Genomic DNA, 17644 nt, shown 5'->3' with positions numbered 1-17644 from the left:
GCTCGCGTGGGAATACAGCCAGGGACGCTCCGCGTCCCAAGAGCGGACGCAGAGCGCCCGGTGAGGCATTCCCACGCAGAGCGTGCGAACGATCACCATGGTGGAGTCAGGAGGAACTCACCACTCAGCAAAACTGCCATCGGCATGGCGCCAGATCGGGTTGCGCCAGCGGTGGCCGACAGCGGCGCGTTCGATCAAGTATTCCTCGTTGATCTCAATGCCCAGGCCCGGGCCGTTCGGGATCTTCACGAAGCCTTTGTCGTAATCGAACACTCGCGGATCTTTCACGTAATCGAGCAGGTCATTGCTCTCGTTGTAATGGATGCCCAGGCTCTGCTCCTGGATGAACGCGTTGTAGCAAACCGCATCCAGTTGCAGGCACGCCGCCAGGGCAATCGGACCCAACGGGCAATGCAGCGCCAGCGCCACGTCGTAGGCCTCGGCCATGTTGGCGATCTTGCGGGTTTCGGTGATGCCACCGGCGTGGGACGCATCCGGCTGGATGATGTCGACGTAACCTTCGCTGAGCACACGCTTGAAATCCCAGCGCGAAAACAAGCGCTCGCCGAGGGCAATCGGGGTGCTGGTCAGCGGCGCCAGTTCCTTCAGCGCTTCGTAGTTTTCGCTGAGCACCGGCTCTTCGATGAACATCAGTTTGTACGGGTCGAGTTCCTTCATCAGCACCTTGGCCATGGGCTTGTGCACCCGGCCATGGAAGTCCACACCGATGCCGACGTTCGGGCCCACCGCGTCACGCACCGCGGCAACGTTGGCCAGGGCGAGGTCGACTTTCTCGAAGGAGTCGAGGAATTGCAGCTCCTCGGTGCCGTTCATTTTCACCGCCGTGAAACCACGCTCGACCGCTTCTTTCGCCGCGCGAGCGGTGTCCGCCGGACGGTCGCCACCGATCCACGAATACACGCGAATCTTGTCCCGCACCTGACCGCCCAGCAAATCGCTGACCGACACCCCCAAGGCCTTGCCCTTGATATCCCACAACGCCTGATCGATACCGGCCAGCGCGCTCATGTGAATCGCGCCGCCGCGGTAGAAGCCGCCGCGGTAGAGCACGGTCCAGATGTCTTCGATGTTGCGTGGGTCTTTGCCGATCAGGTAGTCGGACAATTCTTCAACGGCAGCGGCGACGGTATGTGCGCGGCCTTCGACCACGGGCTCGCCCCAGCCGGTCACGCCTTCGTCGGTTTCGACCTTGAGGAAGCACCAGCGCGGCGGAACGATGAAGGTGGTGAGTTTGGTGATTTTCATCTGTTGTCTCTCTTATAGATGTAGCGCGCTCGGCGCCAGAAAGTCTTAACGCAGAGCGTTCCATGCAGCGACATAGGCCTTGGCGTTTATCGCCACGTCCTCAGGCGTCATGCCTGGTTTGAACAACCCGGAACCCAATCCGAAACCTTTCACACCGGCGTCGATAAACACCTGCATGTTGTCCGGCGTGATCCCGCCAACCGGCGCCAGAATGGTTCCGGCCGGCAGCACCGCGAGCCAGGCTTTGACGACCGCCGGCCCCATCTGCTCGGCCGGGAACATCTTCAGCACGTCCGCCCCTTCGGCCAATGCGGCGAAGGCTTCGGTCGGCGTAGCAACGCCCGGCGACAGGTACAACCCTGCCGCTTTTGCTGCCCGCAACACTTTGGCATCACTGTGCGGCATGACGATCACCTGACCGCCCGCCGCTTTCACTTGCTCGACCTGTTCCGGTGTCAGCACCGTACCCGCGCCGATCAGGCAATCGGCGGGCAAAGTACTGCGCAGGATGCGGATACTGTCGTAGGGCTCAGGGGAATTGAGCGGCACTTCGATGACGCGAAATCCGGCGGCATAAAGGACTTCGCCAATGGCGGCCGCTTCTTGCGGGCGCAGGCCGCGCAGGATCGCGATCAGACCGTTTTGCGCCAGTGCTTGCTTGAGCATGTCAGACCTCCAGTCAGGTTGAACGGGATGGGTGTGCGGCGATCAGTCCGGCGGCGACCGCCAATTGCCACAACCCGCGTTCGGTGGCTTGTTCGGCCAGGGTCACGCGGGCAAAACCACAGGCGTCGAGGGCCCGGCTGTAGCGGGCACACAGTTGGGAGTTGCCAATGAGGATGATTGAAGGCAGGTGAACGCTGTTGCGTCGGCGTCGCTGAACGTTGGCCAGCGCCGACAGTTCGTGGCCGATCAGCAGGCCGGACAAGTAATCCGGTTGGGCAGTGGCGCAGAGCTCACCGGTCAGCCCGAGGCTGCGGGCGCTGAACAGCGTCGACAACGGACCGATCTCGCCCTCCGCCGACAGCGCCACTTGCACACCGCGATCAAACGCCTGGCCATCAAACGACGCGCCCTTTTGCTGGGTACGCCCGAGAATGCTGTGTTCACTGAGCACGGCGAAAATCTCGCCGGTCATGAAGGTGTCGAAATGCACGATGCAGCCGTCGGCCACTTCCACCCATTTCGAATGACTGCCTGGCAGGCCGATCAACAGGTCAGCGCCCTGCTCGAGCGGCAGATTCTGCAGGACACCCAGCACCTGGGTTTCTTCGCCGCGCATCACGTTCGGCAAGCGCGAACGCTGAATCACGCCCGGCACGATGTGCACATCAACACCGCGAAGACTGCGAAGGGTTTGTAGGGAAGTTCCAAGATTGGCGACGTTCGCCGGTGTATCGCAGTAGGCCGCTTCGCGCCAGCCCTGGGCGCTGCCGACCATGCCACAGGCAATCACCGGCAAATCCGGCTGCGCGTCGAGCCAGTCACCGCACGCCTCGTCGAAGGCCAGTTCAAAACCGTCGGCGCATTCCTGACCGTTGATGATTCGCGGTGTCCGGGGCAGCTGCATGATCCCGGACGACAGCGAACGCTGTTCCAGCACCTGGCCACCCGCGGCGAGTTTGTAAGCACGTAATGAGGTCGTCCCCCAATCGAGCGCGATCAATTGCGCCAGCATCGCTTCACCTGTTTTGTTTATTGGCAGTGAGTGAGCTGGACTATAAACCCTGACGCGGAGAAATCTCAATATATAAATATGACTCCCATATTATGGGATTTACAAGTATGACAGGATTTTCTTCGCCAACGCCTTAAAATGCCCGGCCATCGGAACGGCACCCAGCCCTCAAGGAAGAAAAATGAAGATTGCTTTAAAGGCGCTGCTGTTCTGTAGTGCTCTCTGGTCCACCGCAGCATTCAGCGCATCGAAAGAATTGAAGGTGGGCGATATCTGGGCCTACAAAAACCGGCCGGGCGAGGATGGATCGACACTGACGATCCTGAAAATCGAAAATTATCCAAAATTGGGCAAGGTTATTCACATCAGGGTCGATGGCTTTCAGATGATCAATCCGGTGACAGGTAGCGAGTTCAATGAAATGCCACACCTACCCTTCCAGGCAAAAGCCTTGGAACGCAGCATCACCCACCGGGTGGGGGAAACTGCAGAGATTACGGATTTCAGTCAGGGTTATATGGCATGGCGAACGGCCTTTGATGAGAGGAAGGCCGGGGCTTTCAAGATTACTGTTCGACAAGTCCTCGACGGATTGATCAAGAGTAATTGGGAAGCCAGTGACTGAGTTATTGAGAGGCTGTTTATCCCGGCAAAACATCCTCGAATCGCATGGATTCGTTTTACTGGTGAGCAATAGCCTTCAACAGCTCTGCGGTCGGCACGTGCATGACTTGGGAGAAGTACGTATTGTATGTAGTAGTATGAACTCGATAAACACACGAAATAAAATCACGCTTCTTCAATAGCGGAATAAGGGCCTCCCCTTCCAAATAATTCTCTCCTCCTTTTCCGCTTTCCGACTCACTAAAAATGACATTCGCTCGATAGAGCAATGGTGCAGACTCACTCACTTTTTCCACCAAACCAAAACCGGAACGCTTTATATGGTGCGCTTCGCTAAAATCAAGATCATCCTCTAAAGAACAGACTAACCCCTCACCTATTCGCGACTTAAACAACCCAATAAGTTCCACATCGGAATTGAAAAAAACCTGGTAAATTCCAGTATTACGAAGTTCGTTTACACTGGAATACTCAAGTGTTGCGACAGGTCTTCCGTGATTGAGAGAACACGATGCACTCATCAAGATTGCTAAAAACAAAAAAAACTTATGCATCCAGAATCACTCCCTGAAGTAGTTCAAAATCGATTCATTGAATATTTGGCGGGCAGACTTGCCTCCTGGCAATGTCTGCACAAACATTCTGTCTGCATCAGCATGGTTAACATCCACCCGCCCCATCACATTGGGTCCTTGTGTTACTTCCCACTGCTCACCAAAGTCCGCGACCAGATCCGACGCATTCCAGTCTACCGCTGCTGCCCGAATATTCACCCAATAGTCAGCCTTGGGGATCGTCTCTCGTCTATAGATACTTGAGATGCCGTAAACAATTTTCCCTTCACCCACGGGGTCCAGTGTAATCAGCATTTTTACTTTGAAGCCTTTGTCTGTCAGTGCACTGGAAAGGTGGGCACCATTCCAGCCGCCGAGACTGTGACCAACGATGTAAATCGCGGAGGAGCAATTAGGTATTCTACTCAACACATTGCGTTCAAGATCATCATCACTAATAAAATCATTATAACTGAGCACCCATGAAGGACAGCGCTTCAAAATCTCTAGTTGTTTTGCGTCGCCAACAGCGATTCGACGCACATAATCGATATTATTATTAGGTCCTGTACTGTAGTAACTTTCCTGATCGCCCGCACCACCAATAAAAAATATAACCAAGTCTCGCAAGGTGACAGGCACCTGCTTAACAGCCTGATCAGTCTTACAGGTCAATGTATGTATTTTTACTTCTCTTTTAGGTAACGCTTGTTTCACCGCCGCAGTTTCACCCGCCATGCCAATCACTCCACAAACAATTTAATGGTCTCGGCCAAATGGGAACTGACTGTGTGAGTAAACCCGGACGCATCCGTCACGCCATGCTCTTCGCTGCCGTCACCACGTTGAATGGTATAGGGGTGATAAGGAATCGGCCCACCGGTCGCGTCACTCACCACTTGTAATCTGTCGGTAAAATGCACCGGCATCGGAAGCAACCCACTAAAAGCTGCTCAGCCTCCGCTTTGCCCGATGATAACGGTCCCGGAACCGCCGATAACTACGTTGCCGTGCCCGCCCGTGCTATCGAGGGTTGCGGCGTTGAGACCATTGATGAATACCGTCCCCGAAACAGCGCCGGTAATCGGGCTGCCACAGGCAGATTTGTCCGTCATGCGAGCAGCTGCCAGACCATCGAAGAAAACATCTGGTGATCCAGAAACAATCGGATTGGTGCCATGTCCGGGTAACGGGCACGAAGTAGGGTCTGTAACGCGCGCAGCAGGTTTTCCACTCAAGTTAAAGCTCCTTGCTTTTGAGTTTTATAGCGATGGTGGCAACCATCAGGGCGCAAAGGAAATGCACCACCATCGTTCAACCAACCGGACAGTCGATGGCGAACATGACGAGTGTCGAGTGATGAAGACGTCATAGACATTGCAGGTGTCATCCGTGAGCGCGCAAAGGCGCAGAGGATGACGGACTAGACGGGTAGGATCAACTCCCCTCAGCAAACTCCCGCAACACCTTCCCATCCATCCGATACCGGACCCACTCTTCCTGCGGCTGCGCGCCCAACGACTTATAAAATTCGATCGCCGGTTTGTTCCAGTCCAGCACGCTCCATTCGAAGCGCCCGCAGTCATTGGCGCAGGCGATTTTGGCGAGGTGGCGCAGCAAGGTTTTACCGGCGCCGCCACCGCGTTGCTGGGGGGTGATGTAGAGGTCTTCGAGGTACAGGCAATTACTGCCGAGCCAGGTGGAATAGCTGAAGAAGAACACCGCGAAGCCGATCGGCAAGCCGTCGCGCAGGCAGATCAGGCCGTGGGCGGTGGCGCCTTCGCTGAACAGGCTGCGTTCGATGTCGGCAACGCTGGCGATGACTTCGTGACGGGCACGTTCGTAGTCGGCCAGTTCAGTGATGAACCCGAGGATTTGCGGTGCATCGCTGGGGGTTGCCGGGCGGATCTCGATCGTCATGGACGTGCCTTTGTCGAAAGTTGAAAACGCCATACTAAGTCGGCGCGTGGTTTGTGGCGAGGGAGCTTGCTCCCGTCCGAGTGCGAAGCAGTCGTAAAGGCTGGCAACTCGGTATTAACTGAAATACCTTTGCTCCCGGGATGGGGTTGCTTCGCAACCCGGCGGGAGCAAGCGCCCTCGCCACAAAAGCGCGTTCACTTCAAAGGAAAGTCATGGCCACTGATGCTTTCGCGCCGCTGCAACTTCTCGCAGCGCAACTGCTACCCCACGCACTGGAACCCTCGGAAGATGGCGCCCACGATGGGTCCCATCTGCAACGGGTGTGGCACAACGTGCGAACGCTTCATGCTGAAGAAGGCGGCGATCTCGGAGTGCTGCTGGCGGCGGTGCTTTTGCATGATTGCGTGGCGGTGGAAAAGAATTCGCCGTTGCGCTCACAGGCCTCACGCCTGGCTGCTGAAAAAGCATCTGCCGTGCTAAGCGACATGGCTTGGCCAAGTGCAAAAATCAGCGCAGTCGCCCACGCCATCGAAGCCCACAGCTTTTCCGCCAACATCACCCCGTCCTCGCTCGAAGCCAAAATCCTGCAGGACGCCGACCGCCTCGACTCCCTCGGCATGCTCGGCGTAGCGCGCACGTTCTATATCGCCGGACGCATGGGCAGCGCCCTTTACGACCCGCAAGACCCGGAAGCGACAGCGCGGGACTACGATGACAAACGCTTTTGCCTCGATCACTTTCAGACCAAGTTGCTGCACCTGGCGGACGGTTTCCAGACGATCACAGGCCAGCGGCTGGCGCGCGTCAGGCATGAGCGCCTGAAGGGTTTTATGGTGCTGTTCAAGGAAGAAATCGGCATCACCTGAGCGCATTACTCCGGCCCGCGCTAACCCTGGCATCGATAACCCCAGACCTAACAATGTCGAGGTACATGGTAGATAGAGGGTCAGCGTTTTTATCGGGTCAAGGAACCGCGTCATGTCTACCGCTACGCCCCACGTCTCAAGCAGAGTGTTCGGCCTGTTTTGCCTCGCCAGTTATTTGCTGTCGCTGTCCTACGGCTCGACCTTCCTGTTGTCACTGTTGATCGGTTCACGGGGCGGCAACGAACATGATGCCGGCAGTGTGATTTCGGCGGCGATGCTCAGCACATTTGCGGCGGTAGTTGTCTCCGGGCACCTGTCTGACCTGCTCGGCGCGGCGCGTTCGATTGCGCTGTTCGGCGTGTTGTTGGTGGCGGCCAGCCTGGGCTTCGCGCTGACGCCGGGGTTCGGCAATCTGTTGCTGTTTTTCGGACTGCTGCTGGGGCTGGGCTGGGGGGTGTTTTACACCTTGGGGCCGATGATCGTGGCGAGCCTGGTGACGCCCGCGCAACGCGCGAAATACTTTGCGCTGCTGTCGGGCAGCATGATGACCGGGATCGGCAGCGGGCCGCTGTTGGGCCGCGCGGCCAGTGCGTTCGGTTATCCCGTCACCGCCGCCTTTTACCTTGCCGCGTTGGCCAGCCTGATGGGTGTGTTGCTGTTCTGGCGGCTGCATTCGCAACTGAAAAAAACGCCCTCGCCTACCGCCACTGTCGCCCGCATTTCCTGGCGTGCGACGACTCAGGTGTTGTCGTCGAAGGCAGTGTTTCCGATCATCATGGTCGGCCTCGGCGGGTGCGTATTCGGCGGCCTGTCGAGCTTTCAAACCAGTTACGCAGCGTCTCGCTCGCTGGATTACTCGCTGTTCTTTTTCGGCTTCATGGGCGCGGCAATCAGCAGCCGGATGTTGATCGCCGGGATCGTGGTCAAGCGCGACGCATTGCGCGCTTCGTGCCTGCTGTCAGGCGTGATGGCGGGTTCGATTGTGCTGTTCAGCTTCGTGGTCGATAGCGAGCTCAGCTACGTGCTGGCAGCGATGATGCTCGGGGTCGGCTACGGGCTGACGTACTCGGTGATCAATGGCCTGGCGGCGAACGAAACGCCCCACGGCACCACTTCGCAATCGTTGTTGCTGTTCAGCCTGTCGTACTTCATCGGTGTATTCGGCTTTCCATTGCTCGCCGGGAAGATCATCGTCGAACACGGAATGACGACACTTCTACTCACAGTTCTCGCCATAGGGCTGTTGAACTGGCTGATCACCTTGGGCCGCTTGATCTGGCGTCGGGTCGACAGCAGCAAATCGTTGCAACAGGCCTGAACCGTTCGTCGTTCATCAGGCACCAATCCAAATCGGGGGCGGACCAACATCAGGTAAGGACTCTAATTAAATGGAGACGACACCATGATCATGTCCCGCTTGACCGCCCTCGCTCTCGCCACGCTGTTGTCCTCTGCCGCTTTCGCGGCGACCACCGCCACGGGTACCGGCCCGACCAACCCGGTCGAAGGTCAGAAAAATCCGACCACCCAAGGCTCACCCGGCATGAACACCAACGGCACGGGCGTAGACAGCAGCCAGCCTCCGTCAACGGGCACCGACCCACGGATTCAGGGCAACGATACGGGCCGCCAAGGTGGCATGAACATGCCGGACACCCAGACACCGGATAACGCCGGCGCCGGCATGGGCTCGAAAACCACCACCGGTGGCTCGGGTTCCGAAGGCGGCGCCAGCCAATAGTTCGCCCACGCGAGTTTCACCTATCCACATCCATGAAGAGGTAACCATGAACGTCGATAACAACCTTGAGAAAGAAGTCCTGACCCGTCTGCTGCACGCCCATCCAAATGGCTTGGGCAAGGAGGTCCTGGACAATTACCGGGGGGAGAAAATCGTGGCCAGCACCCTCGCCACGCTGCAGGATCGCGGGCTGATTCAGCACGGGCATGTGACCTGCAACGAGGCCGGCGAACACTCGCTGCAACTGCCGATCAAACTCAGCGCGGCTGGGGTTGAGGCGGCGCGCAAGCTGGACGTTTAACAAGATGGATCAGGTCGCAGTCGTGCGCGGCTGCGACCGTTTGAGCGACTCTACAAGTAGCAGGAGAAATCCCATGCCTCGTGGAAGCAAAGACAAATATACCGCCGAGCAAAAGCGTAAGGCCGAGCACATTGAAGAAGGCTACGAGCACAAAGGTGTCTCGAAAGATGAAGCGCAGGCGCGCGCCTGGGCAACGGTGAACAAGCAGTCCGGTGGCGGCGAACGCAAGGGGGGCTCCGGGCGCAAGAAACCGGCGAGTGCCAAATCAGAAGATCGCAAGGAATCGTCACGACGTGCGGTGGCCAGTCGCGAAGGTCATTCGCGTGACAGCAAGGCTTCGCGAGAGACGCAGACGGTTGACAGTTTGAGGAAGGAAGCGACTTCGAAGAAGATTCCGGGGCGCTCGAACATGCGTAAACAAGAGTTGATTGAGGCGTTGCGCAAGGCTGGGTAGAAGCCTGATTTTTTTATTGAATGTAGTGGCCCCTTCGCGGGCAGGCCTCGCTTCTACAGGTTAGGGTTGTAGCGAAAATCCGCGTATGACCAAATCCCTGTAGGAGCGAGGCTTGCCCGCGAAAGCGTTATGTCAGGCGCCGAAAGTCTTCCTGATTAATGCATTCACTTCAGCAGTCCCAGGCGAAGTCGCCGGCCCCCACCGAGTGACTGCCAGCGCCGCCGCCGCATTCGCCCGTCGCGCCGCTTCACTCGCCGACAACCCTCGCGCCAACCCGGCCAGAAACACCCCGGCATGGGCATCGCCAGCACCATTGCTGTCTACCGCTTCAACCTTGAAACCGGGCAGATGCTCTCGCTCGCCACGCTGACTGATCCAGCACCCTTGCGGCCCATCGCGCACCACCATCAACACCTCGGCCGGCAGGTGATCGGTGAGCCTGTCCAGCGCCTCGGCAATGTCCGCCGCCCCGGTAAACCGCAGCGCCTCGACACTGTTGCTGGTCCACAGATCAATGCGCGGCAACAACGCCTGCATCAATGGCGCGTCCGGCGAGTCCACCAACGGGCCGGGATCGAACACCACGTTGATCACTTTCGGCAAACCCAGCACCCAGTCCAGCAGCGCCTGGGCCTTGCCGACATGCAACAGGCTGTAGCCACTGACATACACGTAGTCACCCGCCTCGGCCGGCACGCTCGCCAGGTCCTCGGTGGTCAATTCGCCCTCGGCGCCTATGTAGGAAATGAAACTGCGCTCAGCCGAGGCATCGGTCACCGCAACGCACAACCCCGTATCCCGTTCGGCCTTGTGTGCGATGCCGATCCGAATGCCTTCAACCTTCATCGCCTCACGGGCCAGGTCGCCGAAACGACCGGTGCCATGACGACCGAGGTAGACCACCGGCAGCCCGTTACGCGCGGCGGCGGCCATCACGTTGAACCCTCCGCCGGCTTCGAAACTGGCGGATTGCGCCAGCACATCGCCGCCCGGTTGCGGCAGTTTGTCCACGGCCATGACCAGGTCGATGATGACCTGGCCGGTGTGCAGCAATCTAGGCATGAGCGTTCTCGGTCATTGCGGCACGACGATCCCTGGCCCCACCGAGTACAAAATAAATCCCGCCGGCCACCAGGAACGTCACGATCCAGCCCAGGCCGTTATGGCCCAGCCACGAATCCGAAAGAAAACCGCGGAACCAGACGTTTTGTTCGGTGGTGCCAATGGTGGTGAAGCTGAAGCCCAGCACGATCGCCAGCGCCCACGCGCCAAACGCGCGCCATTCGATACCGCCGTTGTACCAGTAGGCACTGCTCGGGCTGACGTCCAGCAAGTCTTTGGGGCTGTAGTAATGACGATGTATCAGGTCAACGACGAAGATCCCGACCCACGCCGTGATCGGCACCGCCAGCAGCGAAATGAAGGTAATGAACGGGCCATAGAAACTGTCGGCGATCAGCATGAAGTAGATCGAACCGGCGAAGATCGCGACGATGTCGACCACCACGGCGTAGACGCGCTTGACCTTGAGGCCGAGGGTCAGGGTGGTCAATCCGGCGGAATACACCGACAGGTTGTTCGACAGCAGCAGCCCGCCGAACGCGGTGATCAGGTACGGCACGGCCATCCAGGTCGGCAGCATGTCGCGGATCGCGATGATCGGATCGGTGGCCGAGGCCAGGTCGTTGTTGCCCACCGACAGCAGGCCGCCGAGGGTGATCAGCAGCACCAGCGGAATCCCCGCACCAAAGGCCGCCGACGCGACCAGGCGCACGGCTTTGACGCTGCGATGCTGATAGCGCGACATGTCGGCACCGGCGTTGGCCCAGCCGATCCCGGTGCCGGCGGCCATGGTGCCGATGCCGATGATCATCGCGCTCAAAGGCGCAGGCGTGGCGTTGAACACCGCGCTCCAGTCGATGGTGGCGCAGAGGAAGCCGCCGACCAGAATGTTCAGCGCACCGAACACATAAGTCGCCCACTTCTGGATCACCAGCAAAGTAGCGTGACCAAGGCCGGACACCGACAAAGTCAGCAGCACGAAAATCGCGATGAAGACCAGGGTCAACACCGGTGCGCTTTTGGCCTCCACCGGCGAACCGAACAGGATTGAGCACAGCGACAGCAGCACGAAGGCGGCGGTGGTGGTGTTGACGGTTTCCCAGCCCAGCCGCGACATCAGCGAAACCAGGGTCGGGCCGATGTTGCCGCGCACCCCGAAGATGGCGCGCGACAGCGTCAGGCTCGGTGCACGACCACGACGACCGGCGATGGAGATGATCCCGACCACCGCGAAAGAACCGGCGGCGCCGAGGATCGCAACGATGACCGCCTGCCAGATCGCCAACCCGCGAAACGCAACAAGCGTGGCACCCAGCGGCAGGCCGAGAATGGAAATGTTAGCCGCGAACCAGACCCAGAACAGTTGCAGCGGGTGACCGTTGCACTCCGCTTCCGGCACCGGTTCGATGCCGCGGGTTTCCAGTTGCCCGGCGCTTTGCCCGGCGTTCGATGAACTCATGAAAATGCTCCTGTTGCCTTTGTTGTGGTTGTGGGCAATGACGGAAGACGAAACTACATCCCGGCGATCCTGGCCGTATTCGTGCTTTCCATTGCGGGGTTATTAATTCGAATAGGTGGTGCGCCCATCGCGAGCAGGCTCGCTCCTACAGGGATAATGCAGCCGCACGGTACCTGTGGGAGCGAGCCTGCTCGCGAAGAGGCCAGGTCAGTCAGCGCAAGGCCAGAAGCCCTTTTACCAAAGGTTCCAGCTCCAGATCATTGACGGCTTTGACCTGTTCGATCATCGCCACCGGCCAACTCCCAAGCCCCAGGCAGGCCCCGAGCATCGCGCCCAGTATCGCCGCGATGGTATCGGTGTCACCGCCCAGGCTCGCGGCCATGCACAGCGCTTCGAAGGCGTTCATTTCACCAACGGCCACTTGTTGCGCCAGGGCAAACGAGACCACGACCGATTCCTGCGAAGCCACCGACGTGCCGATCACGTCGTACAGCAAATCCGCCAGCAACGCTTTGTCACTGTCGACGCTGATGGTCCGCGCCCAGCTGATGCGCGAGGCAATCCGTCCGCCCGCCACCCAGTGGCCATGACTTTCGGCTTGTTGGGCGATCTGCTGACCGAGGTTCAACGCCTCGCCCAGGTCCATGCCGTTGATGCCGGCCGAAACCACTGCCGCCACCGCCGCCGCACTGGAAATTCCCAGCGTGGTGTTGTGGGTGACCTGGCAGGCCTGCACGACGGCGCTTATAAAACGTTCAGGCTGGGCGACATCCGTGGCGATACCGACCGGCGTGATGCGCATCGCCGCGCCGTTGGTGGTGCCGTAGCGCCCCGCTTCTTCCGGCGAGTGGCCGGTGAGGATCATTTCGATTGCGCGCTTGGTCGAAGGGCCGAGTAAGTCTTGCGAACCCTTGGCCTGCATTCCGGCCTCCCATTCGATCAGCCGCTGAGCGAGCACGGCCGGTTCGATCCGGCCCTCACCGGCCACCAACAATTGACCGACCAGAATCGCCTGTTCGGTGTCGTCGGTGATCGAGCCCCTGGGCATGTTCGCGGCAATCGGTTGATCGGGGCCGGCGTCTTGCAGATCAGTGATCGCACCGAAGCGCGCCGTGATCTCGGCGCGGCTCAGGGATTGCGTCGGCATGCCCAGCGCATCGCCCAGGGCCAGTCCGTAGAACGCGCCGAGCGCACGGTCGAGCGCGGTCATCTGGATTCTCCGAATTGCAGGTGCAGGCGAAAGTGCACCGGGTCGAGCAGGCTTTCGACCTGTTCCATGAAACGGTTTTGCCGGTCGTAGGTGGTGCGCAAGGCTTTGAGGAAGACGGTGCCGACCGGACGACCGAGCAACGCGGCGTCTTCGGCGTTCAAGGGTTCTGCGCCGATCCATTGATCGCCGCGTTCGCCGATGTAGCCGTAGGCGGCCAGGGTGATGGTCAGGGAATTGTCGATCAGGCCGACCCGCGGCAGGCTTTCCAGGCCTCCGGTGGCGGGCATCAATGAGCGTTCGAGGGACACCAGCTTGCCATCGGTGGAGCGACGGCGTCGGTCGAGGGTGATGAATTGGTCGGTGCCGAAGCGCGGCAGCAAATCAGGCCGCGTGACGGCCTCCAGCCGCAGCACTTCGGTATTGATCAGCGCCCCGCTGTCGGCGAGCGCTTGCGCCCAGCCGTTGCGTTGATCGAGCACCACACCGTCGAAGGTGACGATGGAGCCGACGCCGCTTTGGGTCGCGATGTAGTTGCGTCGTTTCAACTCGGCAAGGGCCTCACGCAGCGTGCCGCGGCTGACTTTGAATTCTTGAGCCAATTGATGCTCGCCCGGCAACAGAAAGCCGTCCTCCATGAGGCCGCTTTCAATCCGCCGGATGAGTTCGTCGACCACCCGTTGTTTCTTGTCAAATCGTACCTGTCTAATCATGTACAAAGTGATAACCGAAACGCGATGGTACGGGCAAGGACTATTTAAGGGAGGTGACGGAAGGAGTAATCACTGTGGCGAGGGAGCTTGCTCCCGCTCGAGTGCGCAGCACTCGCAAAATCCTGAATCAAAACAGTGATTTTGGGGCCGCTGCGCAGCCCAGCGGGAGCAAGCTCCCTCGCCACAAAGCGAAGTTAACGTTGTTTGAGACGATCAATCACGACGGCCAAAAGCAAGATCGAACCGCGAATCACGTATTGATAGAACGTGTCGATGTTCTTCAGGTTCATCGCATTCTCAATGATCGCCAGAATCAACACCCCGGCAATCACATGCCGGATCATGCCGATCCCGCCGCTCAACGACACCCCGCCCAGCACGCACGCCGAGATCACCGTCAACTCAAACCCTTGGCCAATCATCGGCTGCCCGGAGGTCATGCGCGACGCCAGAATCACCCCGGCCAACGCGCCAATCAGACCGTGCACGGCAAAGATGATGATCTTGGTCCGGTCAACGTTCACCCCGGCCAGCAACGCCGCTTCCTGGTTGCCGCCGATGGCCATGGTGTTGCGCCCGTAGGTGGTGTAATTCAGCAGCCAGCCGAAAAACAGGAAACACACGATGGTGATCAGGATCGGCACCGGCACGCCAAACAACTGGCCGTTACCGAAAACGAAGAACGACTCCTGCGACACGCCGACCGCTTTGCCATTGGCAAAAATGTAAGCCAGGCCACGAACGATCTGCATGGTCGCCAGGGTGGTGATCAACGCGTTGACACGCAGCTTGGCGATGACGATGCCGTTGATCAGCCCGACAATCAGCCCCATCACCAGCGCCGCACTCACGCCGAGAAACACACTGTCGGTGTCGCGCATCACCACCGCCGCGACCACGCCAGCACAGGCAATCACCGAGCCCACCGACAAATCGAAATGCCCGGACGCCAGGCAATACAGCATGGTGCAGGCCGCGATGCCAGTTGTCGAAATCGCCAGGCCCAGGCCGCGCATGTTCAGCGGCGACAGGAAGTTGTCGATCAGCAGCGTGCACAGCACGAAGATGCCGACTGCCGCCAGCAGCATCACCCAGTCGTCGAGAAAGCGCCGCAGGTCCAGTGGTTTGCGTGCAGTGGGCAGAGCGTTGTTTTGGATGGTCATAGTCACCTCTCAGTTCGCCACGCCGTCAGCACGTTGGCGCGGCAAAGCCAGTTGCAGCAGGTTGGATTCATTGGCCTCTGCGCGAGACAACTCGCCGCGCATCGCGCCTTCGCAGAGCACCAGGATGCGGTCGGAAATACCCATCACTTCCATCAGGTCGCTGGACACCACGATCACCGCGATGCCGCTGGCAGCCAGGTTATGGATGATCTGGTAGATCTCGGCTTTCGCGCCGATATCGATGCCGCGCGTCGGTTCATCGAGCAACAGGACTTTCATCGGCATCGACAGCCAGCGGCCGAGAATGGCCTTCTGCTGATTGCCGCCGGACAGGTACATGATTTTCTGCTCGGCGCTCGGCGTCTTCACTTTCAGCGCCTTGATCTGCTTGTCGGCGTTGCCCTTTTCCCACAAGCCGCGCAACAGGCAACCGAACGTGGAATGGGCGCCGCGCGCGCTGATGTTGATGTTCTCGGCGACGCTGGCGAGCGGCAGGATGCCCTCCTTCTTGCGATCTTCGGGACACAGCAGAATCCCGGCCGCGATGGCATCACGGGGGGAACGCAGTTTCACCTCATGACCACGAAGCTCCAGGCGTCCGGCGGTGTTGCGCGTCAGCCCGCTGAGTATCCGGAACAGCTCGGTACGCCCCGCGCCCACCAGGCCGAACAGCCCGAGAATCTCGCCCTTGTGCACCTCGAAACTCACGGGTTCACGCAGTCCCGGCCCGAGTAAACCGTCAACCTTGAGCGCCACGGCGCCCCGCTGGCGGCTGCGGTAATCGTAGATATCCTGAATGTCGCGCCCGACCATGCACGTCACCAACTGGTCGTGGGTCAGTTCGCTCATGTCCTCGAACGTGCGCACGTAGCGGCCGTCCTTGAACACCGTCACCGCGTTGCAGATGCGGAACACTTCTTCCATGCGATGGGACACGTAAAGCACCACTTTGCCTTCGTCGCGCAGACGCCCGATGATCGCCATCAAGCGATCGATTTCCCGCGCCGACAGGCTGCTGGTGGGTTCGTCGAAGGCAATCACATGCGCGCCACGGGACAACGCCTTCGCAATCTCCACCAGCTGTCGCTGACCGAGGGACAGGCGCCCGACTTTCTCTTGCGGATCAATTTCATCGGCCAGGCCTTTGAGGCAGGCCAACGCTTGCTGGCGCAGTGCGCCTCGATTGATCAGGCCGAAACTGGCCGGCAGATGACCGAGGAACAGGTTCTCCGCCACGGTCATTTCCGGGACCAGATGCAGCTCTTGGTGGATCACCGCCACCCGGCTGGCGATGCTGTCGGCGGTGGACTTGAAGACCATCGTCTGCTCGCCGATCTGCAGGTCGCCGCTGCTCGGCGTGTAAGCACCGCCGAGGATTTTCAGCAGGGTCGATTTGCCGGCGCCGTTCTCGCCCATCAAGGCATGAACCTGCCCCGGATGAGCGACGAAACTGATGCCATCCAGCGCCTTCACCCCGGGAAACGTCTTGCCGATCCCGTTGAAGCGCAGGCTGCCGCCGACGCTGTGCTCATGTGTCTGTACTTGCGCGTGCATAAAACCACCTCATCACACAGATCAGGCGGCCCCGTCGCCAGGGCCGCCGATGAAATCAACCAGCCCTCAGTTCCACAGGCCGATCTTTTCCAGTTCCTGCTTGAAGTTCTCGCGAGTGATCAGCGTCACGTCGTCCATCGCGGTGTACTTCGGTGGTTCTTTGCCGGTGGTGACCCACTCGAACATCATGCTCGCGGTGTTGTAGCCTTCGATGTGAGGGCTCGGCAGCATCGAGCCGAAGAAACCGCTGTTGGCTTTCTTCAGTTCGCCGATGGCGTCGGTACCGTTGATGCCAATGCCGATCACGTTGGCAGCAGCGAAACCGGCGCTTTCGGTGGCGCGCACGCCGCCCAATACGGTGTTGTCGTTCATGCCGCCGATGATCAGGTTTTTCGCGGCGCCCGGCAGTTTCACCAGGGCCGAGTTGGTGGCGTCCATGCTGCCCGGTACGTCGAGGGTTTTCAGCGCCGAGAACAGGATGTGGTCTTTCGGCATCCCGGCATCTTCCAGGGCTTTGACCGAACCGTCGGTGCGCTTCTTGCCGGTGTCGAGTTCATTGAAGGTGTTGATCACCGCATAGGTTTCTTTCCAGTCCCAGCCGCGTTTTTTCGCTTCGGTGGCCATTGCCGCGCCCTGCTTCTGGCCGACTTCGAATGCGGCCATGCCGAGGTAAGGAACGTCTTCCATGAACTTGCCATTGGCATCGACGAAACGGTCATCGACGGCGATGACTTTCATACCATTGAGCTTGGCCTTGGCCATGATGGCCGGACCAAGGGAGACGTCCGGCGGGCAGATCACGAAGCCCTTGGCACCATTGGCTGCGAGGCTGTCGATGGCCGAGAGGGTTTTCTCGCCGTCAGGCACGGCGATCTTGATGACAGTGAAGCCCTTGTCTTTCCCGGCCTTTTCGGCGAATGCCCATTCGGTCTGGAACCAGGGCTCTTCCGCCTGCTTGACCAGGAAGCCGATTTTCACTTCCTCGGTCGCCAGCAGCGTGCTGCTCAAGCTGACCGCAGTGACCGCCAAAGCGGCACAGCACAGGGAACGGATCCCACGACGACGATTCATAGCTGACTCCT

19 protein-coding genes and 1 pseudogene are annotated in these 17644 nt (G+C 59.4%); 6 read left to right on the top strand and 14 right to left on the bottom strand.

The window, feature by feature from the left end:
• Positions 1 to 117: 117 nt before the first annotated feature.
• Genes dgoD through RHP74_RS08275 form a run of 3 tightly spaced genes read right to left on the bottom strand, consistent with a single transcriptional unit; the run spans position 118 to position 2944 of the window.
• The gene (gene dgoD / locus RHP74_RS08285; RefSeq protein ID WP_311098803.1) at positions 118 to 1266 is read right to left on the bottom strand and encodes a galactonate dehydratase; all 1149 of its coding nucleotides are present in this window, start codon (positions 1264 to 1266) and stop codon (positions 118 to 120) included.
• Positions 1267 to 1311: 45 nt separating this feature from the next.
• Positions 1312 to 1932 (bottom strand): 2-dehydro-3-deoxy-6-phosphogalactonate aldolase, encoded by a 621-nt coding sequence (locus RHP74_RS08280; RefSeq protein ID WP_311098801.1) that lies wholly within the window; start codon positions 1930 to 1932, stop codon positions 1312 to 1314.
• 13 nt (positions 1933 to 1945) lie between these two features.
• Positions 1946 to 2944, bottom strand: a complete 999-nt coding sequence (locus tag RHP74_RS08275; protein WP_169858216.1) for a 2-dehydro-3-deoxygalactonokinase — start codon at positions 2942 to 2944, stop codon at positions 1946 to 1948.
• 181 nt (positions 2945 to 3125) lie between these two features.
• Between RHP74_RS08275 and RHP74_RS08270 the strand changes: the two genes are divergently transcribed.
• Positions 3126 to 3569, top strand: a complete 444-nt coding sequence (locus tag RHP74_RS08270; RefSeq protein ID WP_077747981.1) for a hypothetical protein — start codon at positions 3126 to 3128, stop codon at positions 3567 to 3569.
• A gap of 55 nt (positions 3570 to 3624) precedes the next feature.
• Here RHP74_RS08270 and RHP74_RS08265 read toward each other — a convergent pair whose 3' ends face one another.
• The 4 genes and pseudogenes from RHP74_RS08265 to RHP74_RS08250 form a co-directional block, all read right to left on the bottom strand.
• Complete coding sequence (locus tag RHP74_RS08265; protein WP_083374742.1) at positions 3625 to 4122, bottom strand: hypothetical protein; 498 nt, start codon at positions 4120 to 4122, stop codon at positions 3625 to 3627.
• Between the two features lie 6 nt (positions 4123 to 4128).
• On the bottom strand, positions 4129 to 4860 hold the full coding sequence (locus RHP74_RS08260; RefSeq protein WP_311098798.1) for an alpha/beta hydrolase: 732 nt from the start codon (positions 4858 to 4860) through the stop codon (positions 4129 to 4131).
• Between the two features lie 5 nt (positions 4861 to 4865).
• Positions 4866 to 5360 (bottom strand): annotated as a pseudogene (locus RHP74_RS08255) (PAAR domain-containing protein).
• Positions 5361 to 5559: 199 nt separating this feature from the next.
• A complete protein-coding gene (locus RHP74_RS08250) occupies positions 5560 to 6042 on the bottom strand; it encodes a GNAT family N-acetyltransferase (protein ID WP_010461803.1) in 483 nt (160 codons plus the stop codon).
• 212 nt (positions 6043 to 6254) lie between these two features.
• Between RHP74_RS08250 and RHP74_RS08245 the strand changes: the two genes are divergently transcribed.
• The 5 genes from RHP74_RS08245 to RHP74_RS08225 all read left to right on the top strand — a co-directional run bounded on the left by RHP74_RS08245 (position 6255) and on the right by RHP74_RS08225 (position 9404).
• Positions 6255 to 6908 carry an HD domain-containing protein gene (locus RHP74_RS08245; RefSeq protein ID WP_102594678.1) on the top strand — a complete coding sequence of 218 codons (654 nt, stop codon included), beginning with the start codon at positions 6255 to 6257 and terminating at the stop codon, positions 6906 to 6908.
• 112 nt (positions 6909 to 7020) lie between these two features.
• Entirely contained in the window at positions 7021 to 8226 is a 1206-nt protein-coding gene (locus tag RHP74_RS08240; protein ID WP_083374745.1) for an MFS transporter, read from the top strand.
• Positions 8227 to 8310: 84 nt separating this feature from the next.
• Positions 8311 to 8649: a hypothetical protein gene (locus RHP74_RS08235; RefSeq protein WP_010461809.1), complete on the top strand. Its 339-nt coding sequence runs from the start codon at positions 8311 to 8313 to the stop codon at positions 8647 to 8649.
• Positions 8650 to 8695: 46 nt separating this feature from the next.
• The gene (locus RHP74_RS08230) at positions 8696 to 8950 is read left to right on the top strand and encodes a hypothetical protein (protein ID WP_010461811.1); all 255 of its coding nucleotides are present in this window, start codon (positions 8696 to 8698) and stop codon (positions 8948 to 8950) included.
• A gap of 73 nt (positions 8951 to 9023) precedes the next feature.
• Positions 9024 to 9404 carry a Rho termination factor N-terminal domain-containing protein gene (locus RHP74_RS08225; protein WP_311098793.1) on the top strand — a complete coding sequence of 127 codons (381 nt, stop codon included), beginning with the start codon at positions 9024 to 9026 and terminating at the stop codon, positions 9402 to 9404.
• Between the two features lie 132 nt (positions 9405 to 9536).
• On the opposite strand, the gene RHP74_RS08220 is transcribed toward RHP74_RS08225, so the two are convergent.
• The 7 genes from RHP74_RS08220 to RHP74_RS08190 all read right to left on the bottom strand — a co-directional run bounded on the left by RHP74_RS08220 (position 9537) and on the right by RHP74_RS08190 (position 17633).
• On the bottom strand, positions 9537 to 10466 hold the full coding sequence (locus tag RHP74_RS08220; RefSeq protein WP_077747987.1) for a PfkB family carbohydrate kinase: 930 nt from the start codon (positions 10464 to 10466) through the stop codon (positions 9537 to 9539).
• Positions 10459 to 11925: a cytosine permease gene (locus RHP74_RS08215; protein ID WP_010461817.1), complete on the bottom strand. Its 1467-nt coding sequence runs from the start codon at positions 11923 to 11925 to the stop codon at positions 10459 to 10461. The genes RHP74_RS08220 and RHP74_RS08215 overlap by 8 nt, the downstream gene beginning before the upstream one ends.
• 211 nt (positions 11926 to 12136) lie before the next feature.
• The gene (locus RHP74_RS08210; RefSeq protein WP_311098789.1) at positions 12137 to 13135 is read right to left on the bottom strand and encodes an ADP-ribosylglycohydrolase family protein; all 999 of its coding nucleotides are present in this window, start codon (positions 13133 to 13135) and stop codon (positions 12137 to 12139) included.
• Positions 13132 to 13845: a GntR family transcriptional regulator gene (locus RHP74_RS08205; protein ID WP_311098787.1), complete on the bottom strand. Its 714-nt coding sequence runs from the start codon at positions 13843 to 13845 to the stop codon at positions 13132 to 13134. The genes RHP74_RS08210 and RHP74_RS08205 overlap by 4 nt, the downstream gene beginning before the upstream one ends.
• Before the next feature lie 194 nt (positions 13846 to 14039).
• Complete coding sequence (araH, locus tag RHP74_RS08200; RefSeq protein ID WP_311098785.1) at positions 14040 to 15008, bottom strand: L-arabinose ABC transporter permease AraH; 969 nt, start codon at positions 15006 to 15008, stop codon at positions 14040 to 14042.
• Positions 15009 to 15017: 9 nt separating this feature from the next.
• Positions 15018 to 16562 (bottom strand): L-arabinose ABC transporter ATP-binding protein AraG, encoded by a 1545-nt coding sequence (gene araG / locus RHP74_RS08195; RefSeq protein WP_077747990.1) that lies wholly within the window; start codon positions 16560 to 16562, stop codon positions 15018 to 15020.
• A gap of 66 nt (positions 16563 to 16628) precedes the next feature.
• Complete coding sequence (locus RHP74_RS08190; protein ID WP_311098784.1) at positions 16629 to 17633, bottom strand: substrate-binding domain-containing protein; 1005 nt, start codon at positions 17631 to 17633, stop codon at positions 16629 to 16631.
• Between the last annotated feature and the right edge of the window lie 11 nt (positions 17634 to 17644).

The sequence above is a fragment of the Pseudomonas sp. SG20052 genome, from assembly GCF_031766055.1.
GTDB classification, from domain to species: Bacteria; Pseudomonadota; Gammaproteobacteria; order Pseudomonadales; family Pseudomonadaceae; genus Aquipseudomonas; species Aquipseudomonas mandelii.
This window is presented reverse-complemented; position numbering and strand designations above follow the sequence as displayed.

What these genes read in the sequence shown, in the direction of transcription:
- dgoD (WP_311098803.1), bottom strand. Translation starts at nt 1,266, where the DNA reads ATGAAAATCACCAAACTCACCACCTTCATCGTTCCGCCGCGCTGGTGC.
- RHP74_RS08280 (WP_311098801.1), bottom strand. Translation starts at nt 1,932, where the DNA reads ATGCTCAAGCAAGCACTGGCGCAAAACGGTCTGATCGCGATCCTGCGC.
- RHP74_RS08275 (WP_169858216.1), bottom strand. Translation starts at nt 2,944, where the DNA reads ATGCTGGCGCAATTGATCGCGCTCGATTGGGGGACGACCTCATTACGT.
- RHP74_RS08270 (WP_077747981.1), top strand. Translation starts at nt 3,126, where the DNA reads ATGAAGATTGCTTTAAAGGCGCTGCTGTTCTGTAGTGCTCTCTGGTCC.
- RHP74_RS08265 (WP_083374742.1), bottom strand. Translation starts at nt 4,122, where the DNA reads ATGCATAAGTTTTTTTTGTTTTTAGCAATCTTGATGAGTGCATCGTGT.
- RHP74_RS08260 (WP_311098798.1), bottom strand. Translation starts at nt 4,860, where the DNA reads ATGGCGGGTGAAACTGCGGCGGTGAAACAAGCGTTACCTAAAAGAGAA.
- RHP74_RS08250 (WP_010461803.1), bottom strand. Translation starts at nt 6,042, where the DNA reads ATGACGATCGAGATCCGCCCGGCAACCCCCAGCGATGCACCGCAAATC.
- RHP74_RS08245 (WP_102594678.1), top strand. Translation starts at nt 6,255, where the DNA reads ATGGCCACTGATGCTTTCGCGCCGCTGCAACTTCTCGCAGCGCAACTG.
- RHP74_RS08240 (WP_083374745.1), top strand. Translation starts at nt 7,021, where the DNA reads ATGTCTACCGCTACGCCCCACGTCTCAAGCAGAGTGTTCGGCCTGTTT.
- RHP74_RS08235 (WP_010461809.1), top strand. Translation starts at nt 8,311, where the DNA reads ATGATCATGTCCCGCTTGACCGCCCTCGCTCTCGCCACGCTGTTGTCC.
- RHP74_RS08230 (WP_010461811.1), top strand. Translation starts at nt 8,696, where the DNA reads ATGAACGTCGATAACAACCTTGAGAAAGAAGTCCTGACCCGTCTGCTG.
- RHP74_RS08225 (WP_311098793.1), top strand. Translation starts at nt 9,024, where the DNA reads ATGCCTCGTGGAAGCAAAGACAAATATACCGCCGAGCAAAAGCGTAAG.
- RHP74_RS08220 (WP_077747987.1), bottom strand. Translation starts at nt 10,466, where the DNA reads ATGCCTAGATTGCTGCACACCGGCCAGGTCATCATCGACCTGGTCATG.
- RHP74_RS08215 (WP_010461817.1), bottom strand. Translation starts at nt 11,925, where the DNA reads ATGAGTTCATCGAACGCCGGGCAAAGCGCCGGGCAACTGGAAACCCGC.
- RHP74_RS08210 (WP_311098789.1), bottom strand. Translation starts at nt 13,135, where the DNA reads ATGACCGCGCTCGACCGTGCGCTCGGCGCGTTCTACGGACTGGCCCTG.
- RHP74_RS08205 (WP_311098787.1), bottom strand. Translation starts at nt 13,845, where the DNA reads ATGATTAGACAGGTACGATTTGACAAGAAACAACGGGTGGTCGACGAA.
- araH (WP_311098785.1), bottom strand. Translation starts at nt 15,008, where the DNA reads ATGACCATCCAAAACAACGCTCTGCCCACTGCACGCAAACCACTGGAC.
- araG (WP_077747990.1), bottom strand. Translation starts at nt 16,562, where the DNA reads ATGCACGCGCAAGTACAGACACATGAGCACAGCGTCGGCGGCAGCCTG.
- RHP74_RS08190 (WP_311098784.1), bottom strand. Translation starts at nt 17,633, where the DNA reads ATGAATCGTCGTCGTGGGATCCGTTCCCTGTGCTGTGCCGCTTTGGCG.